Source organism: Pandoraea cepalis, from assembly GCF_902459665.1.
Lineage (GTDB): Bacteria > Pseudomonadota > Gammaproteobacteria > Burkholderiales > Burkholderiaceae > Pandoraea > Pandoraea cepalis.
On sequence record NZ_CABPSL010000006.1, the window covers coordinates 204,568 to 222,932 of the forward strand.

An 18,365-nucleotide genomic window follows, 5' to 3' on the forward strand; every position below is an offset into this window, starting at 1 on the left:
GCCGCCCGCCGCCCGTCACGCCGCCGACGCGATGTTCTGCCGCGTGTCCGCGAGCCCGAGCATGCGCACTGCGTTGTCCTTGAGCACAAGCGGTTTGACCTCGTCGCGAAACCCCGCCGTCTCGAAGTCGCGCAACCACCGGTCCGGCGCGATGAGCGGAAAATCCGAGCCGAACAGCATCTTCTCGCGCAGCAGCGAATTCGCGTATTGCATCAGCTCCGGCGAAAAATACTTGGGCGACCACCCCGACAGATCGATGTAGACGTTCGGCTTGTGCAGCGCGATGGACAGGGCTTGCGATTGCCACGGCCACGACGGGTGTGCGATCACGATGTTCATGTCCGGGAAGTCGGTCGCCACGTCGTCGAGATGGATCGGCTCCGAGAACTTGAGCCGCAACCCGCCGCCGCCGGGCATGCCTGAGCCGATACCGGAATGACCGCTATGAAAGACCGCAGTGAGCTGGTATTCGGCAATCAGCTCGTACATCGGGTAGGCCATGCGGTCGTTGGCGAAGAATCCCTGCATGGTGGGATGGAACTTGAAGCCGCGCACGCCGAATTCCTCGACGAGCCGCCTCGCCTCGCGCACGCCCATGCGTCCCTTGTGCGGATCGATGCTCGCAAATGCGATCATGATGTCCGCGTTCTCCTGCGCGAAGCCCGCGATCTCCTCGTTCGGAATACGGCGACGCCCGATGTTCGCCTCGCAATCGACGGTAAACATCACGAAGCCGATATTGCGCGCGCGGTAATGCTCGATGGTCTCGGGAATCGTGGGGCGGCGATTCTGCTTGAGCACCGTGCCGAAATATTTATCGGCCGCGTCGTCGAACGCCTTGCCGAACAGGTCCGGTGGCTCACAGCACGACACTTCCGCATGCACGTGCGTATCGATGGCGATGAGCTTGTCGAGATTCATTCGGCGGTCTCCGGGTCACGGATTTGCGCAGCGACGATCGCCATCGCACGACGCGTCTCCGGCAGGCTGAACTTCAACCAATAGCGCGCCGCGCGGCGTTTCCCATCGGCGACGGGCCCTTGGACGCGGTGCGCCGCCAGCGCCGCCTGCGCCCAGAGGCCTGCCATCGACAGGCCATGCACCACGCGCATCACCTCGCCCGCGACACACAATGCCGCGCGGGGCGATGTTCGCGCCAACGCGATGACCGACGGCATCAGCAACGTCCACTCGTCGAGCACCGTCAGCGCGGCGTCGAAGCCATCGCGCGTGTCGACGACGATGCGCGCGTCGCTCACCTGCGCACGCGCCCACGTCAGCCATTGCGACAACGTGGCGCCGTCGTCCTTGACGACCTTGCGCAGCATCAGGTCGATGGCCTGAATTTCATTGGTCCCTTCATAGATCATCGGGATACGCGCGTCGCGCAGAAACTGCGAGATGCCGGTCTCTTCGACATAACCGTAGCCCCCGAAAACCTGTAACGCATCGCTGGCGCCCAGGAACGCCTGCTCGGTGAGCATCGCCTTGACCACCGGGGTGAGCAGCGCCGCCAGCGCATCGGCCTGCACGCGCGCCTGCGGCGTGTCGGCATGGTGAGCCTCATCGATGGCGAGCGCCGCGCGATACAACAACAGTCGCGCGCCCTCGACCGCCACGCGCTGCCCCTCGAGCAAGCGCCACACCGCCGGATGCCCGGCGATGGGCACGCCGGCATCGGCCCCCGGCACGCGCGATTGCACACGCTCAAGGGCATGTCGAACCGACATATCGTAGGCGCTCTGCGCCAGCCCAACGCCGGACGCCCCCACATGCAACCGCGCCGAGTTCATCATCGCGAACATCGCCTCGAGTCCGCGATGCGGTGCACCGATGAGGTAACCGGTCGCGCCCTCGAACGCCATCGAGCACGTCGCGCTCCCGCGAATCCCCATCTTGTGCTCAATGCCCGTACAACGCACGGCATTGCGCTCGCCATGCGCAAGCACCTTGGGGACAAGAAAGAGTGACAACCCGCCGCTGCCCGGCGGGGCATCCGGCGTGCGCGCAAGCACGAGATGAACGATGTTCGGGGTGAGATCCTGCTCGCCGCCCGAGATGAAAATCTTCTCGCCGGTCACTCGCACCGTCTCGCGCGCCCCGTCGATCCATTCGGCACGCGTGCGAATCTGCCCGAGGTCGCTGCCGGCGCCCGGTTCCGTCAACGCCATCGTGGCGAGCCATTCACCGCTGACCAGCGGCCCCAGCCACGCATCGCGCAGTGCGGCGCTGCCGAATCGGTGCACGCATTCATACGCGCCATACAGGATGCCTGGGTACATCGTCCAGGCGAGATTCGCGCCGGCCGTGAGTTCCTGCACGGCCACCTGCACCACGACAGGCAACCCCTGTCCGCCCAATGACGGATCGCACGGCAGCGACGGCCAACCGGCGTTGCAATACTGGCGATAGGCATCGGCGAAGCCGCTGGGCGTGCGCACCTCGCCGTCGCGCCAGGTGCAACCTTCACGGTCCCCCACGGCGTTGAGCGGCGCAAGCACTTCACGGGAGAAACGGGCGGCTTCGTCGACGACTTGCACGAGTGTGGCCGTGTCGAATTCACGAAACGGGGCGAGGCGTGTCAACGCGTCGCCCACGCCGAGCGTGTTCAGCACGAACGCGATGTCTTCGGCCGCGCCAAGCGATTGCGGGTACATCATGTCAGCGCCTTGCGGGTGCGAGGATGACGCGCGGGTCGCCCGCCTGCGCGGCATGCAACGCATCGACGGTCACGGCACGTTGGTCCTGCACCGCGCGCTGGTTGATCGATCCCTTGTCGGTGACTTCGCCCCGGTCGAGCGAGGGCGGAGTGTCGAGCAGCATGAGTCGCGCAACATACGTGGCGCTTCCCCCGGCGCTCGCATTCAGTCGTGCGAGCAGTGCCGAGAACGCTTCACGCACGGGACCGCTCGCCAGCACGTCGCTCAGCGGCGCGTGTGACGGCAAACCGCTCAAGCGCCGGCAATCCTCGACGCGCGGGAAGACCATCAATCCGATATCGTCGCGATTGATGCCGGTGACAACCGCGTCCTGCACATAGGGCGCCCCTTCCGAAATCACGCGAGCCCGCAATGGCCCCACGCTCACGAATGTGCCTGAACTGAGCTTGAAATCTTCGGTGATGCGTCCGTCGAATTGCAGACCGACCTCCGGGTGCTGCGCGTCGACAAATGTGGCGGCATCCCCTGTGCAGTAGTAGCCCTCGTCGTCGAACACGGGATCGCCCGACGGGTGACGCCAATATCCGGCCATGACGTTCGGTCCGCGAAAGCGCACTTCGAGCTTGCCGCCGACCGGGGCGAGCTTCACTTCGCAGCCGGGCGCGGGCAAGCCGATGTAGCCCGCACGCATGATCGGCCCGGTGGTGAACATGCAACTCGGCGACGTCTCGGTCATCCCCAACCCCGACATGATCCGGATACGCTCGCCGCAATGCGCCTCGGTCACGCGTTCAAGCCGGTCCCAGGCCGCCTGGGACAGCCCGGCACCGCCGAAGAAGTAGAGATTCACACGGGCAAAGAAGCGCTCGCGCAGGGCCGTGTCGTTTTCGAGGGCGATGGCGAGATCCTCCCATCCCTTCGGCACATTGAAATACACGGTCGGAGAGATCTCGCGCAGATTGCGCAACGTTTCCTCGAACTTGCCTGCGACCGGCTTGCCGTCGTCGATGTAGAGCGTGCCGCCGTTGTAGAGCGCGATGCCGACGTTGTGACTGCCGCCATACGTATGATTCCAAGGCAACCAGTCGACCAGCACGGGCGGCGCCTCGCCGAAGGTCGGGAACGTTTGCAGCAGCATCTGTTGATTGCTGCACAGCATGCGCTGGGTGGTCGGCACGGCCTTCGGCAGACGGGTTGAGCCGGACGTGAAGAGGATCTTGGCGATGGTGTCGCCGTTGACTTGCGCGTGAATGGCGTCGACGTCGCGCGGCACGGTATCGCGCAGCGCATCGAAGGCCAGCGTGCCCCCGTCGCCGCGCGCGGTGACGCGGACCACATTGTCGTCAAGCACGGCGTCCATGGCGCGACCGTAGGCGCCCGCGTCCGTCGCGTACACCAGCCCCGGCTGCAGCAATTCCAGCGTATGACGCAGCTTCCCGAAGTCCGTCGACACGATCGAATACGCCGGCGAGATCGGCGCGAACGGCACCCCGGCGTACATCGCGCCGAGCGCGAGTTCAAAGTGTTCCAGATCGTTGCCGGAGAGGATCGCGATGGGACGTTGCGGCGACATTCCGCGATCGCGCAATGCCTGGCCGATCGCACGCGCACGCTGCAGCATCTGCGCATACGTGATGCCGATCCATTGACCGTCGGGGCCGCGACGCGCTACGAGCCACCGTTCCGGGTGCCGTGCCGCGCCGGAGATGAGCCGGTCCGTGAGACGCGCCGGAAAATCGCCGAGCGGCTCACGCGAGCGCAGATACCAGCATTCGCCATCGCGAATCACGTCGACCCCCGGGTTGCCGATGGCGACCTGGCGATAGCGATGAGCCGCCACGTCGTGCGTGGCGGCGGTGTTGTTGCCTTGATTCAAAACACTGTCTCCTGCTTCGATCCCGCCGCGGCGCTCTCTCGGTAGCGTCCGCGCACGGGCACAGCCTCATCCTGCGAACGATCAGATCGGGTAATGGCGCGGCGTTGTCTGCACGGTGATCCAGCGCAGTTCCGTGAATTCGCCGATCGACGCCTTGCTGCCGAATCGGCCGTAGCCGCTGGACTTCACGCCGCCGAACGGCATCTGCGCTTCGTCGTGCACGGTCGGGCCATTGATGTGGCAAATTCCCGACTCGATGCGCTTGGTCAATTGCAGCGCACGCGACACATCCCGGCTGAAGATCGCGGCCGACAAGCCAAACTCGCTGTCGTTGGCCACTCGCACCGCCTCGTCATCGCCGCTTACACGCTGGATCGTCACCACCGGACCAAACGACTCCTCGCGGTACAGTCGCATCGCCGGGCTCACGCCATCGACGATCGTCGCCTGCATGATCGCACCGTCAACCCGGCACCCCAGCGGCAGATGCGCGCCATGCGTGCGAGCGTCCTCGACCAGCGCCGCCACGCGCGACGCCGCCTGCGCGCTCACCATCGCACCGAGCACACTGTCGGGCGACGTCGGCGACCCGGCGCGCAACGTCGCCGCCTTCGCCGTGAGCTTTTCGACGAAGGCGTCCGCGATGCGCGCGTCGACGATCACTCGCTCGGTCGACATGCAGATCTGCCCTTGATTGAAGAACGCGCCGAACGCAATGCCGTCGACGGCGGCGTCCAGATCGGCGTCGTCGAGCACGAGTACCGGGGCCTTGCCGCCCAACTCCAGCAGCGCTGGCTTGAGATGTTCCGCGGCGAGGCGCGCGATGATGCGACCCACGTGCGTCGAGCCGGTAAAGTTCACGCGCCTGACAGCCGGGTGCGCAATCAGTCGCGCCACGATCTCGCCGGCATCGTGCGGCGCATTCGTCACGACGTTGACCACCCCGTTGCCCAGCCCCGCATCGTGCAGACAGGCACCGATCAACGCATGCACGCCGGGGCATTGCTCCGACGCCTTGAGCACGACCGTGTTGCCGCACGCGAGCGGCATGGCAAGCGCGCGCGTCGCCAGAATCACCGGGGCATTCCACGGCGCGATGCCGAGGACCACGCCGACCGGCGAGCGCACTGCCATTGCAAGACTGCCAGGCACATCGCTCGGAATCACGCTGCCGTCGATTTGCGTGGTCATGGCCGCCGCTTCGCGCAGCATGTTGGCCGCGAGCATGACGTTGAAGCCATACCAATTGGCCATCGCGCCGGTCTCGGCGGCCCCGACGGCGATGAACTCCGCCGCGCGGGCGTCCATGCGCTCGGCGGCCGCAAGCAAGCGTTGCCGACGCGCCGTCGGCGACAGCGCCGCCCAGGCGGGAAAGGCCGCTTGCGCCGCGTCGACGGCCGCGTCGGCATCCGCCAGCGTCGCGGCCGGTGCCCGTGTGGCAACTTCGCCCGTCACCGGATCGATGCGCTCGAACGTTGCCCCACCCTGCGCGCCGCGCCACTGGCCCCCGATCAGCATCTGCACTTCATGCATTGCGCTCTCCCTCTTTCCGGTCACCGATGAACGTTGCGCCTCAGCGCTTGTAAGCCTGCAGGCCCGGCTTGATCGCCTTGTCGTCGAGGAACTGCTTCAAGCCTTGCTCGCGGCCGTGTTCCGGGTCGCGCAGCTGGGCCTGATCGAGTTTCGCGTACAGATAGTCTTCGCACTGCTCCCACGTCAGCTCACGCGAACGCTTGAAACCATGCTTCGCCGCGCGCAGCACGACCGGATTCTTCTCCAGCAACTTGGCGGCCAGGGCCAGTGTGGCATCACGCAGTTGGTCGAGCGGCACGCTCTGGTTCACCAGCCCCATGTCCGCCGCTTCCACGCCCGTGAACGTGTCGCCGGTCATGATGTAGTGCAGCGCGCGGCGATGTCCCACCGTGTCGGCCATGGCCTTGCTCACCAGATTGCCCGGCGGAATGCCCCAGTTGATTTCCGACAGACCGAACACTGCCTCGTCGGCAGCGATCGCCAGATCGCACGCCACCAGCGGCGAGAAGCCACCGCCGAAGCACCAGCCGTTGACCATGGCGATCGTCGGTTTGGCGTACATGCGCAGGCGGCGCCATTGCCAATCCGACGCGTCGCGGCGTACGCGCTCCTGCACGACTTCCGGCCCGCCATCGATCTCGCGGAAGTATTCCTTCAGATCCATGCCCGCCGTCCATGCCGCTCCCGCGCCAGTGAGCACGACAACGCGGGCATCGGCATCGAGCTCGAGCGCGTCGAGCACCTGGATCATTTCCGTGTTGAGCGTCGGGCTCATGGCATTGCGTTTTTCCGGGCGATTGAAGGTGACCCAGCCAATGCCCCCCTCCACCTTCACGTCGATCGTCTTCCAGCGTCCTTCGTATGCAGTCATTTTGCGCAATTCCCAAGTGTTCCGGGCAACCTGTGCCGCGCGCCGGGAGTGGCGCGCGGTGTTGCCGACAGACACATTTAATATCAGGTAACCTTACATTGCAAGCATCACGTTTTCAGTGAAAACCCTGATCTCGCAATATCAGAACGTATGACGCATGCCGAGCATCACACCGGCCTGGCCCTCGCCGGCGGGCGGCGTGGTGCCGCCGCCTCCGCCGCTGACCGAGTACGCTGCGTGGGCGCTGTTGAAGAGGTATGCCGCCTGCGCGTAGACCGCGGTGCGCACCGAGAGCGAGTAAGTGGCGCGCAGCGTGGTCATCGTGCCGCGCGTGTTGTGATCGCTGTTGACGATGCGGTAGACCTCGCCGTCCACCAGCCACGCCGGCGTAATGCTGTACGCCGCGCCCAGGTAGAACAGGTTGGTGTGCGTATTGATGGCGGACGTCGACACGCGACGGCCCAGCCAGCCGCCGCCGACCTTCAATGCGCCGTACTTGTAGTACGCGCCGAGGGTCGTGCGGGTGTCCTTGTCGCCGCTGCTGGCGAACACCGAGGTGGGTTGTCCGTCGAAGAAGTTGACCGCGGCATTGGTGCCGCCACGCAGCTCTTCGTATGATGTGGCGACGCCGAAGTTGTTCGCGTCGTACTTGAGCATCACCGACCAGTCACGACATTGCACCGACTGCCCCGGCACCTGTCCGGCGCAAGTGCCCTGCCCCGGCGAATTGCCCGTGCCCGCCGCGTCGCGGCCGAACGAATACCCCGCACCGAAGCTCAGCCCCTGCCAGCCGACCTGATACGTGACCGAGTTGTCGGTGCGCGCATTGGGGACGTAAGCATCGAACGAGCCCATGCCGTAAATATCGGGGCCAAGGATATCGGAGCCCAGCAGCGCGTAGAACGTCATGGTGTACTGGCGGCCAAACGACAGCGTGCCATACGGGCCCTTCACGCCCACGAAGGCCTGGCGGCCGAACAGGCGACCGCCCTGGCCGAGATCGCCGCCGCGCAGGTTGAAGCCGCTCTCCAGTTGGAAGATCGCCGCGAGCCCGCCGCCGAGATCTTCCGTGCCGCGCAGACCCCAGCGCGACGGAAATTCACCGGTCACACCCGGCATGCGCAACACGGCACCGTTCACACTGGCGTGCGAGACGTACTCGATTCCGGTGTCGACGATGCCGTACAGCGTGATATTCGATTGTGCGCTGGCGATACCGGGCGCCACCAGCGCGGCGGCCACGGTCAATGAAGCGAGCGCATGAGCGCGATGGGGAAATGCCATGGGTGTCTCCAAATAATTGATGTTGTTATCGGTGTAGGCAAACCAGGAACGGCAGACCTGCGCGGCGCTTGCGCAAGAAAATGCGCGACGGCACAGCCCATTGGCGTCCGTCGCGCACAAGCGAGGCCAACCGGCGTGACGCCGAATCAGTCAGCCGCGCGGGGACGACGAATGAGCATGAGGGCGGCCAGCGCGGCCACGATGGTGACGGGAATGCTCGCGCCGATCACCAGGGCGGCACTGCTGCCCACGGCAAGCAGCATGCCGGCCGCCAGTGGCCCGACCACCGAGCCGATGCGTCCGAACGCCACCGCTGCCCCCACACCCGTGCCGCGCATGGCGGTCGGGTAGTAGGCGGCGGCGAGCGCATAGAGCACCGACTGGCCGCCGATGATGAACATGCCTGCGAAGAACGCCGCCGTCGCCAGTACACCGAAGCCCTGCGCCGCCGCGAGCCCGACAAGCGAGGCGATCATGCCCAGGTACATGCCGCCAATCACGAGCGACATGCGCGCACGATCCATCAGGTAGCCGAGGGCGAGCACGCCGACGGCGCTCCCCACGTTGAAAAGAATCTGCACCCAACCGATATCGCCGCGCGCCAGACCGCGCGCCCCCATGAGCGACGGCAGCCAGTTGAGCAGGAAGTACAGCACGATGAGCGTGCAGAAGTAGGAGAGCCAGAGCTGAATCGTCGAGATGCCGCGCCCCTCGGAGAACAGCACCGTCATCATCGGCGCGGGCGTGGCGCGCTGGCCTTGCGAGGTCGCAGCCGCAAACGCGCGAGACTCCGGCAGGCACCAGGCGAGCAACGGCAAGAGCAACAGCGGGCCAATGCCGCCCGCGTAGAAGATATGCCGCCAGTCGGCGTCGCTCACCGCCAGCATGCCAATGGTCGCGGCAATGCCACCGCCGAGCGGAATCCCGCAATACATGATGCTCACGGCCGTGCCGCGCAGGCGGGGCGGCACGGCTTCCGACGACAAGGCAATCAGGTTCGGCATTGCACCGCCCAGGCCGATGCCCGTGAGCACGCGCACGATCACCAGCATCCAAAAGTCCGACACGAACGCCGTGGCAATCGACAACACGCCGAACACCGCGGCCGAGAGCATCAGCACGCGCTTGCGGCCGATGCTGTCGGCCAAACGCCCGCCCACCATCGCCCCGGGCAGCAGGCCAAAAGTGCCCGCCGAAAAGGCGAGCCCCATCTGCGCGACGCTAAGTCCGAACTCCTTGGCCATGCCGCGTGCCGCCACCCCAACCGATTGCAGGTCGAGACCTTCGAGCAACGCCACGGCAAAGCAAAGCGCCAACGTGAGCGCCACCGGACTGGCGAGACTCGCTTGCCCGTCCGACGCCAACGGCAACGCCTGCGCGTTGCCATCCTGATTCGATTTCATGGTGTCTCCTGTCATCTTCGTCATGGACTTCGGTCGCCGCCCTACGAGAGCGGCACCTGATGCGCAGTCAGCCGACGCCGGCGGCGACGCCCATTTAATCAGGTAACCTGATATATAGGGCGGACGTATGGCGGGCGCGACAATGCCGCGCGAGCCGCATATTGCGTTCGCCTTACCGTGCCACTGGAATGCTGTCGCCCGCTTCTCTGCGGCGACGGTCTCCATTTAATATCAAGCTACCTGACAATACAAGTGATCGGCAGGTCGGGACAAACCCGGGGTCAGTCGCGCAGATTGCGCACGAACATTTCGAGATGGCGTTGCACGGCGGCGGCGTCTTCGCGGCTCACATCGGCACGCATGCGCGTGTCGATTTCCTTGGCGACGGCTTCGCATTGCGCGAGCACCCGGCGCCCTTCGTCGGTGAGTTGCAACAGCACGATGCGGCCATGATTGGGGTCGGGCTCACGGGTGATCCACTGGCGCCCAGCCATGAGGCTCACGACCTCATTGGCCGATTGCGGCGTGATGAACGAGCGCTGGGCGAGTTGCGCATTGGAGAGCTTGCCGCGGGCGTCGAGCACCGATAGCGCGGTGAACTGGGCGAGCGTGAGGCCGAGCGGTGCCAGCGCTTCGGACATGTGGCGACGCAGCAGACGGTCGAGGCTGGCGATGACGTAGGTCAGACGCAACTTGGCCCGACGCGGCCGTGCCTCGGCCGAGCCCGCCGCCCCTTCGATCACTTCGGTGTCCGGTGCCCGCACGACATTGTCGTCGGCGCCTGCGGCTGCGGTCAGCGTCTTTTTCTCGGGTACAACGCTCATGATGAGGAAGCGAGGATGCGCAAACAGCCTGCGTCAGTGCTCGCATAGTGCGGGAAAGTCAGCAGTGTAACGCCGCCGTCGCGCAGTGGCGACGGTCCGGCGGCGAGGCGTCGCTGACCGGACCCGCGGCACCGGTTGGCCTGCGATGTCAGCCGGCGAGCCGGCGGAACGTCTCGAGCACGGCGTCGCCCTTGAACGGCTTGACGATCCAGCCCTTCACGCCGGCCGCCTTGCCACGCTCCTTCATGGCCGGGCTGCTCTCGGTGGTGAGCATCACCACGTTGACGCTCTGGTTCGCGAGTTCGCCGCGAATCTTCTCGACCATCGTGAGGCCGTCCATATTCGGCATGTTCACGTCGCTGATGACGAGCTTCACGCCCGGGCTGGCCTTGATCTTGGCGAGACCGTCCTTGCCGTCAACGGCGGTGTCCACGTCCAGGCCGTTCTTGCGCAGAAAGCCGGCGACTTCGTCGCGCACAGTGCTCGAATCATCGACCACGAGAATCTTCGACATGGTGTTGTCCTTGTGTGTAAGAGGGAGTAGAGGTTCGCGTCGGGATCTCAGAACAGCTCCAGCGCCCCGGTTTCGACGGGCTCGGCGCTTGCCTGCGGGGCGTCGCGAAACGCCTCCGGCGACCAGTTGAGGCTAAAGACGAAATGCTGATGCAATGTCACGATCTGGCCGCTGACCGGATCGGTGAGGCGATAGACGAAACACAACTGCGGGTTGTCGGTGCCGAACGAAATGTACTTCTGCTTGTGATTGATCAGCAGCGGCACCTGCACCTGTGTGCGGCCCACTGCCAAGGGATCACCCATGTAGCGGTTCTTGAACGCGCCCCAGATCAGGTTCGTCAGCTCGCCCAGCATGCCGTTGAGTTCGCGAAAGCCCGCCGGCCCCTCGCAGCGGCCGGTATGTTCGAGCAGTTGCATGAACGGAACCTGCTCGGCCTGCATCATCATGTAGCCGCGGCACCAGGCGCTCTCGAGCGGGATCAGGCTGAAGACCTCACCGAAAATGATGCGATCACGCACCACGCCGGGCGGCTCGCAGTGCACGGCGATGTCGCCGAACAATCCGCGAAATACGCCATCGGTGATATCGACCATGCCGCGCACGAGCGCTTCCGGGTATTCATGCTCGACGCTGTCGTCGAGGATCAGAAACTGGCTGACCGACTCGCGGGGGGTGCTTCGGTTCATTATCGTAATTTCCTAGGGCCTGACAAAACCATTGCCAATTCAAAACAATTCCAGTTCACCGCTGCTGTCTTCCGATTCGCTGACGTCGGCATTGAAGTCGAGCGGGGCGTGCGCGCAAACGCATAGCGTGGCCGCCAGACGCACCGAACCATCAAGCGTGATGTCCCACGAGGACAGCAGATTCGGCTTGAGTTGCGTAAGGTGCGGCACGCAGTGCGCACTCAGTACGTACGGCGTCGACATGCCCAGATCGGGGAAGTAGTTGAGCAACTCTTGATTGATCGCCCCGCAACACAGATTGCCAAGTTCGAGGAACACCTCGCGAAACGGCTTGTCGCGATCGTCGCCCGCGAAGTACGCGGCCGTCGCATCGTCCTCGTCGAAGTGCAGCACCAGCAGCATGCGAAAGCCGATGGACGAGATGGTGAACACCACCACGTTGGCATGCCGGGCGGCCAGATCGACCCCGACGTCCAGCGGCGGCGCGTCGTGCTGGCGCACTGAGAGCGGCACAATCTCGCACGCGCCGCTCACCGAGCGTGCGAGCCGGGTGCGTGCGGCTTTATGGAGAATGCGTTCGAAACTGTCGCGGGCGTGAGCGCTGATCACAACGAAACCTGCTGGCTTAGTGAAGACGGGAATGCAACTGCTGCGCGAGGGCTTCAACGCTCGAGAGGGAGGCCGCGATCATCTTGCCGCCCGCCTGAATGTCCTGGAACGTTGCCGTCGTCGTCACGTCGTTGCGAAGCAGGCTGTCGCGATAGCTCTTCGAGAGTTCTTCGGAGCGTGTGGCGAGCGAACGCACTTCGCTCGCGACGATGCCAAAGCCGCGCCCGGCCGGACCCGCGCGGGCCGCTTCGATGGACGCGTTGAGCGACACGATCAGAACGTGCCGAACGATCGACGCCAGTTCGTGGTTCTTCGCGTGCATGTCCTGGTTCTGCGTCATGAGGGAGATCATCTGCTCGTGCCAGCGCTCGAAGGTCGCCGCCAGTCCGCGCAGACGCCCCGCCTCGCCCGCAATGCGCTCGGCCTCGGCTTGCCAGTGACCTTTTGCTTCCAGCACGGCAGCCTCGGACTTGCGCGCCACTTGCAAATCGACTTCGGCCTGCGTCAAACGTGCCTGTTGTGCGGTGAGCGCCTCATCGTGCGCCTGCCCCTGTTCTTCGAGGCAGACGATCGCCAGACGCTCGCGTTCGAGCGCCTGCGCCAGTGCCTCGTCATGCGCCTGGGTCAGCGCGCGCCAGTGTGCCGTGGCCTGCGCCATGCGCCACCGGTGCGCAACGAACGCCACAACGCCTGCGCTGATCACGCCCGCCATTCCACCTGCCAGTAACCATTGCACCGAGTTCATACTCGAATCGTCTCCGAGCGCGGCACGTCGACATCCAGCGCCGGTCTGTCGACGGCATCGGCGGCCACGCTGTTCAGGTCGAAACCGTCGACCACGAGGTTGTCCGGCAGACACACCACCGTCTGGAACTGGCGGAACTCAGCCCCCTTGTGCTCGTCGGTGAAGCGCAGCTCGATGCGGCCATGCTCGCGCCGCACGAAGTCCTGCACCGCATCCATGCCCACACCGCGCCCGGACACCTCGGTGACCTGCGCCGCCGTCGAGAAGCCCGGGCGGAAGATGAACTGGGCGATCTGCTCGTCCGTCACGTAGGTTTCGGCCGTAATCCAGCCGCGCTGCACGGCGATGTTGCGAATGCGGTGCAGCGCCAGGCCGCGTCCGTCGTCGCAGAGCGTGACTTGCAGCATGTTGTGATCGAGGCCGACTTCGATGTCGATGGTGCCGGCCTCCGGCTTGCCCTTCGCACGACGCTCGTCCGCGCTCTCCAGCCCGTGATCCATGGAGTTGCGCAGCAGGTGCATGAACACATCGCGCAGAATTCGCACGGCGGGCGAACGCAGGCGATAGCCGTTGTCGTCGACGCGCACCGCCGGCGCCGGCTTGCCGAGTTCGCTCGCCAGCGACGGCAGCGAATCGAGCACCCCGCCCAACGCTTCGCCCACGCCCTCGGTGCCCAGCAGGCGCAGGGTCTGATGCACGGCGTCGCGCATTGCGACGAGTTGATGCGGATCGTTCGGATCGGCCGCTTCGAGCATGCGCAGGCTCGCGCGGATGTGGGCACGGTCCACCACCATCGATTCCTCGTCGGCCGTCCTGCCCGGGCCTTTTCGACCGAGGCTCATCTCATTGATATGCGCATAGGTATCGACGGCATCGCGCACGCGCTCCAGTTCGCGCATCAGGCCATCCTGATCCCACAGGCGCGCGACGTCCGGCTGGCGCAGCTCGTGATAGCGCTGCTCGGTCTCGTGCACGACGTTCGTCAGGTACTGCAGGTTGTACGTGCGCGCGTTGCCCTTGATGGTGTGCATATTGCGGAACAACTCGGCAATGGCCGCGCTGTCGGCCTGCGAGTGCTTGCGTATGATGCGTTCATTCTCACGAATGAAGCCGGTCGAGCTTTCGATGAAGTGATGGAACTTCTCCTGGCTCACCGACAGAATCTCGCCGATCATCTCCAGCCGCTGCTTCTGCTCGCTGGCCTCGGCCGCGAGTTCGCGCAGCTCGGTCACGTCGCGTACACACAGCATGAGCCGCAGGATCGTGTCGCTCTCGTCGGTGATCGCCGACCAGGTCAGATCGAGTTGCTTGATGCGCCCGTCCGACATGCGCTTGCCGATCTCGCCCACCAGCAAGTGTTCGTTGAAGACAAAGTTGATGGCATCCTGCCCGATGCAGGCCTCGACGGCGGCTTCGACCTGCGAGAGCGCATCCGCGCCCAGATCGCTGTCGCCGAACACCAGTTCCATGACGGGACGCCCGGCGATGTCCTGCGTCTCGAAGATCGCTTCGAGATAGGCCGAGTATTCGCCATGCACGCGCGCGCCGTCGACCACCGTCAGAATGCCCTGCTGCATGTTCTGCAGCATCGCCTGAATGTCGGCCGTCTTTTGCTTAAGTTGCGCCGAGCGTTCCTGAATCTTCTCGATCATGCCGTTGAATGCCACGATCGAGTGCCCGATTTCATCCATCCGACCGACCGGCACGCGACGGGTGAAATCCTGGCTTTTGGCGATCTCACTCATCATCGCCTGCATGCGCGAGAGCGGACGCGTGATCTGGCGGTACAGCAACGCGCCGATGGCCGTGAGCAGCACGATCGCGAGTCCGGTCACGATGCCGATGGCCGTCGTGGTGGTCGAGAGCGTGTCGTTGAGCGTGGCAATGGCCGAGTCCTGCTGGCGCGTCTTCTCGACGCGCAGCGTGTTGACCACCCCTTCGAGTTCGTCGCGATACTGCGCGACCATCGCGAAGAGGAACGCCTGCGCCATGTCCGTCTTGCCCGCCTGCTTGAGCTTGGCGGTGTCGTTGATGGCATTGAAGTAGTTCTCGACGCTCTCGCGGGCCTGGGTCACCAATCCCTTCTGCGCATCGCTCGCCGCGCCTTCGGCCTGACGGGTCAGCGACCGGTCAATGTCGCCGCGCAGCTTCTTGAGGGTGTTGAGCGCCTGTTCGACGACAGTGTCGTCCTGCGCGTAGACCAGCGTCATCGTGGCAATCTGCACCGCCTTGACTTGCGAGACGAGATCGGCGGAAGCGAGTGCGCTCGGCACCACGCCTTCCGTCACCTGCCGAACCTTGTGAGCGCTGGCGCGGGTCTGGTAGACCGCGTAGCCACCGATGATCGAGAGCGCGATAAACGTCAGGATCACCAATAGCGTAATTCGATGACGGATCGTCATGGCGTCGTTTCCCCGGGTCGCACCGGCCCCCGGTGCCACGCGCGATTCGACGCAGTAGATCGGTTGCCGAATTAGTTGGTATAGGCTTCGTGCGACGTGATTATTGCCGGTGAACTGTGACGATTCGATGAATCAACAGAATCTTAATGTGTTCTGTACGCCGTAACGCCGTGTAGGAATCCGAGATGAGTAAGCGCACGCCAACATCGCGTCTGAGCACAACTGGACATGCGCAGCGCCGCCCCATAAGAAAACAGCGCCGGTGGCGCGGTGCGATGCACACCGCGCCACCGGCGCTGCGGGCACAACCGCTGGCTCAGTAGCCGGCGGCGAGACCGTCGCGACGACTGTCGCTCGCGGCGACGTAGCCTCGATCCGGATCGTTGCGATCCAGGCGCCAAATGTACTGGCCCGAGCCGAAGTCCATGTACGGGTCGTCGATGGACTTCAGGGAGTGCCCCATCGCCACCAGTCCGGCCACCGTCTCGCGGTCGAGCGTCGATTCGATATCGACCGTAAAATCGCGATTGACCTTCCAGCGCGGTGCGTCGCATGCCGCCTGGGGTTGCTGGCCGTAGTCGATCATCCGCACGATCGATTGCAGATGGCCCTGCGGCTGCATATCGCCGCCCATCACCCCGAAGCTCATCACGGCCTCGTGCTTGCCGTCGACCTTTTGCGTGAGGAACGCCGGAATGATGGTGTGGAACGGTCGTTTACCGCCTTCGACCACGTTGGCCGACTTCGGATCCATGGAGAACCCGCAGCCTCGGTTTTGCAGCGCGATGCCCAGATCGGGCACCACCACGCCGGAACCGAAGCCCATGTAGTTCGACTGGATGAAGCTCACCATCATGCCCTGCTCGTCGGCAGCCGACAGATAGATCGTGCCGCCGGCCTTCGGCATGCCGAAGTCGAAATGCGACGCACGCTCGGGGTCGATCAGCTTCGCGCGCGCGGTGAGGTAAGCGTCGTCGAGCATCTGCTCAGGCGTCACCTCCATCGAGCGGGGATCGGCGACGTATCGGTAGAGATCGGCAAAGGCGAGCTTCATCGCCTCGATCTGCAAGTGTTGCGAATGCACGCGATCGACCGCCAGACGCGACACATCGAACTTCTCCAGAATGCCCAACGCCATGAGCGCGGCAATGCCCTGCCCGTTCGGCGGAATCTCGTGCACCGTATAACCGCGATAATCCTTCTCGATCGGCTTGACCCAATCGGCGCGGTAATTGCGCAGATCGTCGGTCGTCATCGCCCCGCCATGCTCTGCCGACCAGGCGGCGATGCGCTGTGCAATCTCGCCTTCGTAGTACGCGCGCGGCCCCTCCTTCGCGAGCAGGCGCAGCGTGCGCGCATGGCCGGGCATGCGGATCATCTCGCTGGTCGTCGGCGCACGGCCATGCGGCATGAACGTCTGCGCGTAACCAGGAAGGTCCTTCAGCTCAGGCACCGCCGCCGCCCATTTGCGTGCGACGATATGCGCCACGGCATGTCCGCGCTCGGCGATCTCGATCGCCGGCGCCATCAGATCCGCGAACGGCAGCTTGCCGAACTTCGCATGCAACGCCTCCCAGCCCGCGATCACGCCGGGCACGGTCACGGTGTCGAGACCGCGCGTCGGCTGCTTGGCGATGCCATGCTGCTCACCATATTTCTTGCGGAAGTAATCGATGTTCCACGCGGCCGGCGCCACGCCCGAGGCGTTCAGGCCGTGGAGTTCCTTGCCGTCCCAGATCAGCGCGAAGCAATCGCCGCCCAGGCCGTTGGAGACCGGTTCGACGATTGTCATGCACGCGGCGGCGGCAATCGCGGCGTCGACGGCGTTGCCGCCCTGCCACAGCATGCGCAGCCCGGCCTGGGCGGCCAGCGGATGCGACGTCGACACAATGTTGCGGGCGAACACCGGCAGGCGCGGCGTCGGGTACGGATTCTGCCAATTGAAGTGCGTCATGGGACTCGCTGATGACCTTGGTAACGAATCGTGAAAGTGGCCCACCGGGCGGCGCGGCTGACGAGTCTCGTGCCGCGCTACTGTTCGCGCGGATCGAGCGCGTCGCGCAAACCGTCGCCCAGCAGGTTGAAACCGAGTACCGTCAGGAAAATGGCGATACCGGGGAAAATCGACATCCAGGGCGCCTGCTCGACGAAGTCCTTGGCCGTGTTGAGCATCGAGCCCCACGACGGCGAGGGCGGCAACTGTCCAAGCCCCAGAAACGACAGGCTTGCCTCCGCGATGATCGCGGTCGCCACGGTCAGACTCGCCTGCACAATGATCGGCGGCAGCACGTTGGGCAGGATATAGCGCACGATGATGCGCGCATCCGTCAGGCCGATGGCGCGCGCGCCTTCCACATACTCCTCCGCCTTGACGGTCAACGCCTGCGCGCGGGCAAGCCGGACGAAACGCGGCATGGCCGACACGCCGATGGCAATCATCGCGTTCGTGAGGCTCGCGCCGAGGAACGCGGCCATCGCAATCGCGAGAATCAGGAACGGGATCGAGAGCAGCGCATCGGCCAGACGCGAGACAATCGCGTCGACCCACCGGCCGAAGTACCCTGCGAGCAAACCCAGCGGCACGCCGACGATCACCGCGATGCCCACCGACACCACGCCCGCCGCGAGCGAGGCGCGCGCACCGAAGATCATGCGGGCGAGCACGTCGCGACCCAGCTCGTCCGTGCCGAACCAGTGCAGCGCGCTCGGCGCCTGCCGCACCGTCATGAAGCTCGTGGCGATCGGATCGTACGGCGACAACCACGGGGCGAACAGCGCGACGATCACGGCGAACGCCACGATGATGGCCCCCACGACCGCCGCCCGGTTACGTGCGAACTTGCGCAGCCCGCGATGGCGGCGGCGCGGCAACCGTTCAGGGCTGGCAACGGCCGCGGCGGGTCGGCCCCCTTCGGCGCTCTGCGATGCAGTGGAAGTCGTAGGCAATGCGGCCAT

15 protein-coding genes are annotated in these 18,365 nt (G+C 65.0%); all 15 read right to left on the reverse strand.

Annotated features, from left to right (window positions below; translation table 11 throughout):
* Positions 1-15: 15 nt before the first annotated feature.
* Entirely contained in the window at positions 16-921 is a 906-nt protein-coding gene (locus PCE31106_RS10660; RefSeq protein ID WP_017233225.1) for a 4-hydroxyphenyl-beta-ketoacyl-CoA hydrolase, read from the reverse strand.
* Entirely contained in the window at positions 918-2,660 is a 1,743-nt protein-coding gene (locus PCE31106_RS10665; RefSeq protein ID WP_150563240.1) for an acyl-CoA dehydrogenase family protein, read from the reverse strand. The genes PCE31106_RS10660 and PCE31106_RS10665 overlap by 4 nt, the downstream gene beginning before the upstream one ends.
* Position 2,661: 1 nt before the next feature.
* Positions 2,662-4,536: a feruloyl-CoA synthase gene (locus PCE31106_RS10670; protein ID WP_150563241.1), complete on the reverse strand. Its 1,875-nt coding sequence runs from the start codon at positions 4,534-4,536 to the stop codon at positions 2,662-2,664.
* 81 nt (positions 4,537-4,617) lie between these two features.
* The gene (locus tag PCE31106_RS10675) at positions 4,618-6,069 is read right to left on the reverse strand and encodes an aldehyde dehydrogenase (protein ID WP_150563242.1); all 1,452 of its coding nucleotides are present in this window, start codon (positions 6,067-6,069) and stop codon (positions 4,618-4,620) included.
* Between the two features lie 40 nt (positions 6,070-6,109).
* On the reverse strand, positions 6,110-6,940 hold the full coding sequence (locus PCE31106_RS10680) for a p-hydroxycinnamoyl CoA hydratase/lyase (RefSeq protein ID WP_017233221.1): 831 nt from the start codon (positions 6,938-6,940) through the stop codon (positions 6,110-6,112).
* Positions 6,941-7,081: 141 nt separating this feature from the next.
* Positions 7,082-8,224 carry a porin gene (locus tag PCE31106_RS10685; protein ID WP_017233220.1) on the reverse strand — a complete coding sequence of 381 codons (1,143 nt, stop codon included), beginning with the start codon at positions 8,222-8,224 and terminating at the stop codon, positions 7,082-7,084.
* A 146-nt stretch (positions 8,225-8,370) separates the two neighbouring features.
* On the reverse strand, positions 8,371-9,627 hold the full coding sequence (mhpT, locus tag PCE31106_RS10690) for a 3-(3-hydroxy-phenyl)propionate transporter MhpT (RefSeq protein WP_150563243.1): 1,257 nt from the start codon (positions 9,625-9,627) through the stop codon (positions 8,371-8,373).
* 281 nt (positions 9,628-9,908) lie between these two features.
* Positions 9,909-10,451 carry a MarR family winged helix-turn-helix transcriptional regulator gene (locus PCE31106_RS10695; protein ID WP_150563244.1) on the reverse strand — a complete coding sequence of 181 codons (543 nt, stop codon included), beginning with the start codon at positions 10,449-10,451 and terminating at the stop codon, positions 9,909-9,911.
* Between the two features lie 148 nt (positions 10,452-10,599).
* Positions 10,600-10,965: a response regulator gene (locus PCE31106_RS10700; protein ID WP_017233217.1), complete on the reverse strand. Its 366-nt coding sequence runs from the start codon at positions 10,963-10,965 to the stop codon at positions 10,600-10,602.
* A gap of 47 nt (positions 10,966-11,012) precedes the next feature.
* Positions 11,013-11,654: a chemotaxis protein CheX gene (locus tag PCE31106_RS10705; RefSeq protein WP_150563245.1), complete on the reverse strand. Its 642-nt coding sequence runs from the start codon at positions 11,652-11,654 to the stop codon at positions 11,013-11,015.
* A gap of 39 nt (positions 11,655-11,693) precedes the next feature.
* The gene (locus PCE31106_RS10710) at positions 11,694-12,263 is read right to left on the reverse strand and encodes a hypothetical protein (RefSeq protein ID WP_150563246.1); all 570 of its coding nucleotides are present in this window, start codon (positions 12,261-12,263) and stop codon (positions 11,694-11,696) included.
* Positions 12,264-12,279: 16 nt separating this feature from the next.
* Positions 12,280-13,008, reverse strand: a complete 729-nt coding sequence (locus tag PCE31106_RS10715) for a methyl-accepting chemotaxis protein (protein WP_150563247.1) — start codon at positions 13,006-13,008, stop codon at positions 12,280-12,282.
* Positions 13,005-15,410: an MCP four helix bundle domain-containing protein gene (locus tag PCE31106_RS10720; protein WP_150563248.1), complete on the reverse strand. Its 2,406-nt coding sequence runs from the start codon at positions 15,408-15,410 to the stop codon at positions 13,005-13,007. The genes PCE31106_RS10715 and PCE31106_RS10720 overlap by 4 nt, the downstream gene beginning before the upstream one ends.
* Before the next feature lie 316 nt (positions 15,411-15,726).
* Positions 15,727-17,364 (reverse strand): gamma-glutamyltransferase family protein, encoded by a 1,638-nt coding sequence (locus PCE31106_RS10725; protein ID WP_150563249.1) that lies wholly within the window; start codon positions 17,362-17,364, stop codon positions 15,727-15,729.
* A gap of 77 nt (positions 17,365-17,441) precedes the next feature.
* A complete protein-coding gene (locus PCE31106_RS10730; protein ID WP_017233211.1) occupies positions 17,442-18,365 on the reverse strand; it encodes an ABC transporter permease in 924 nt (307 codons plus the stop codon).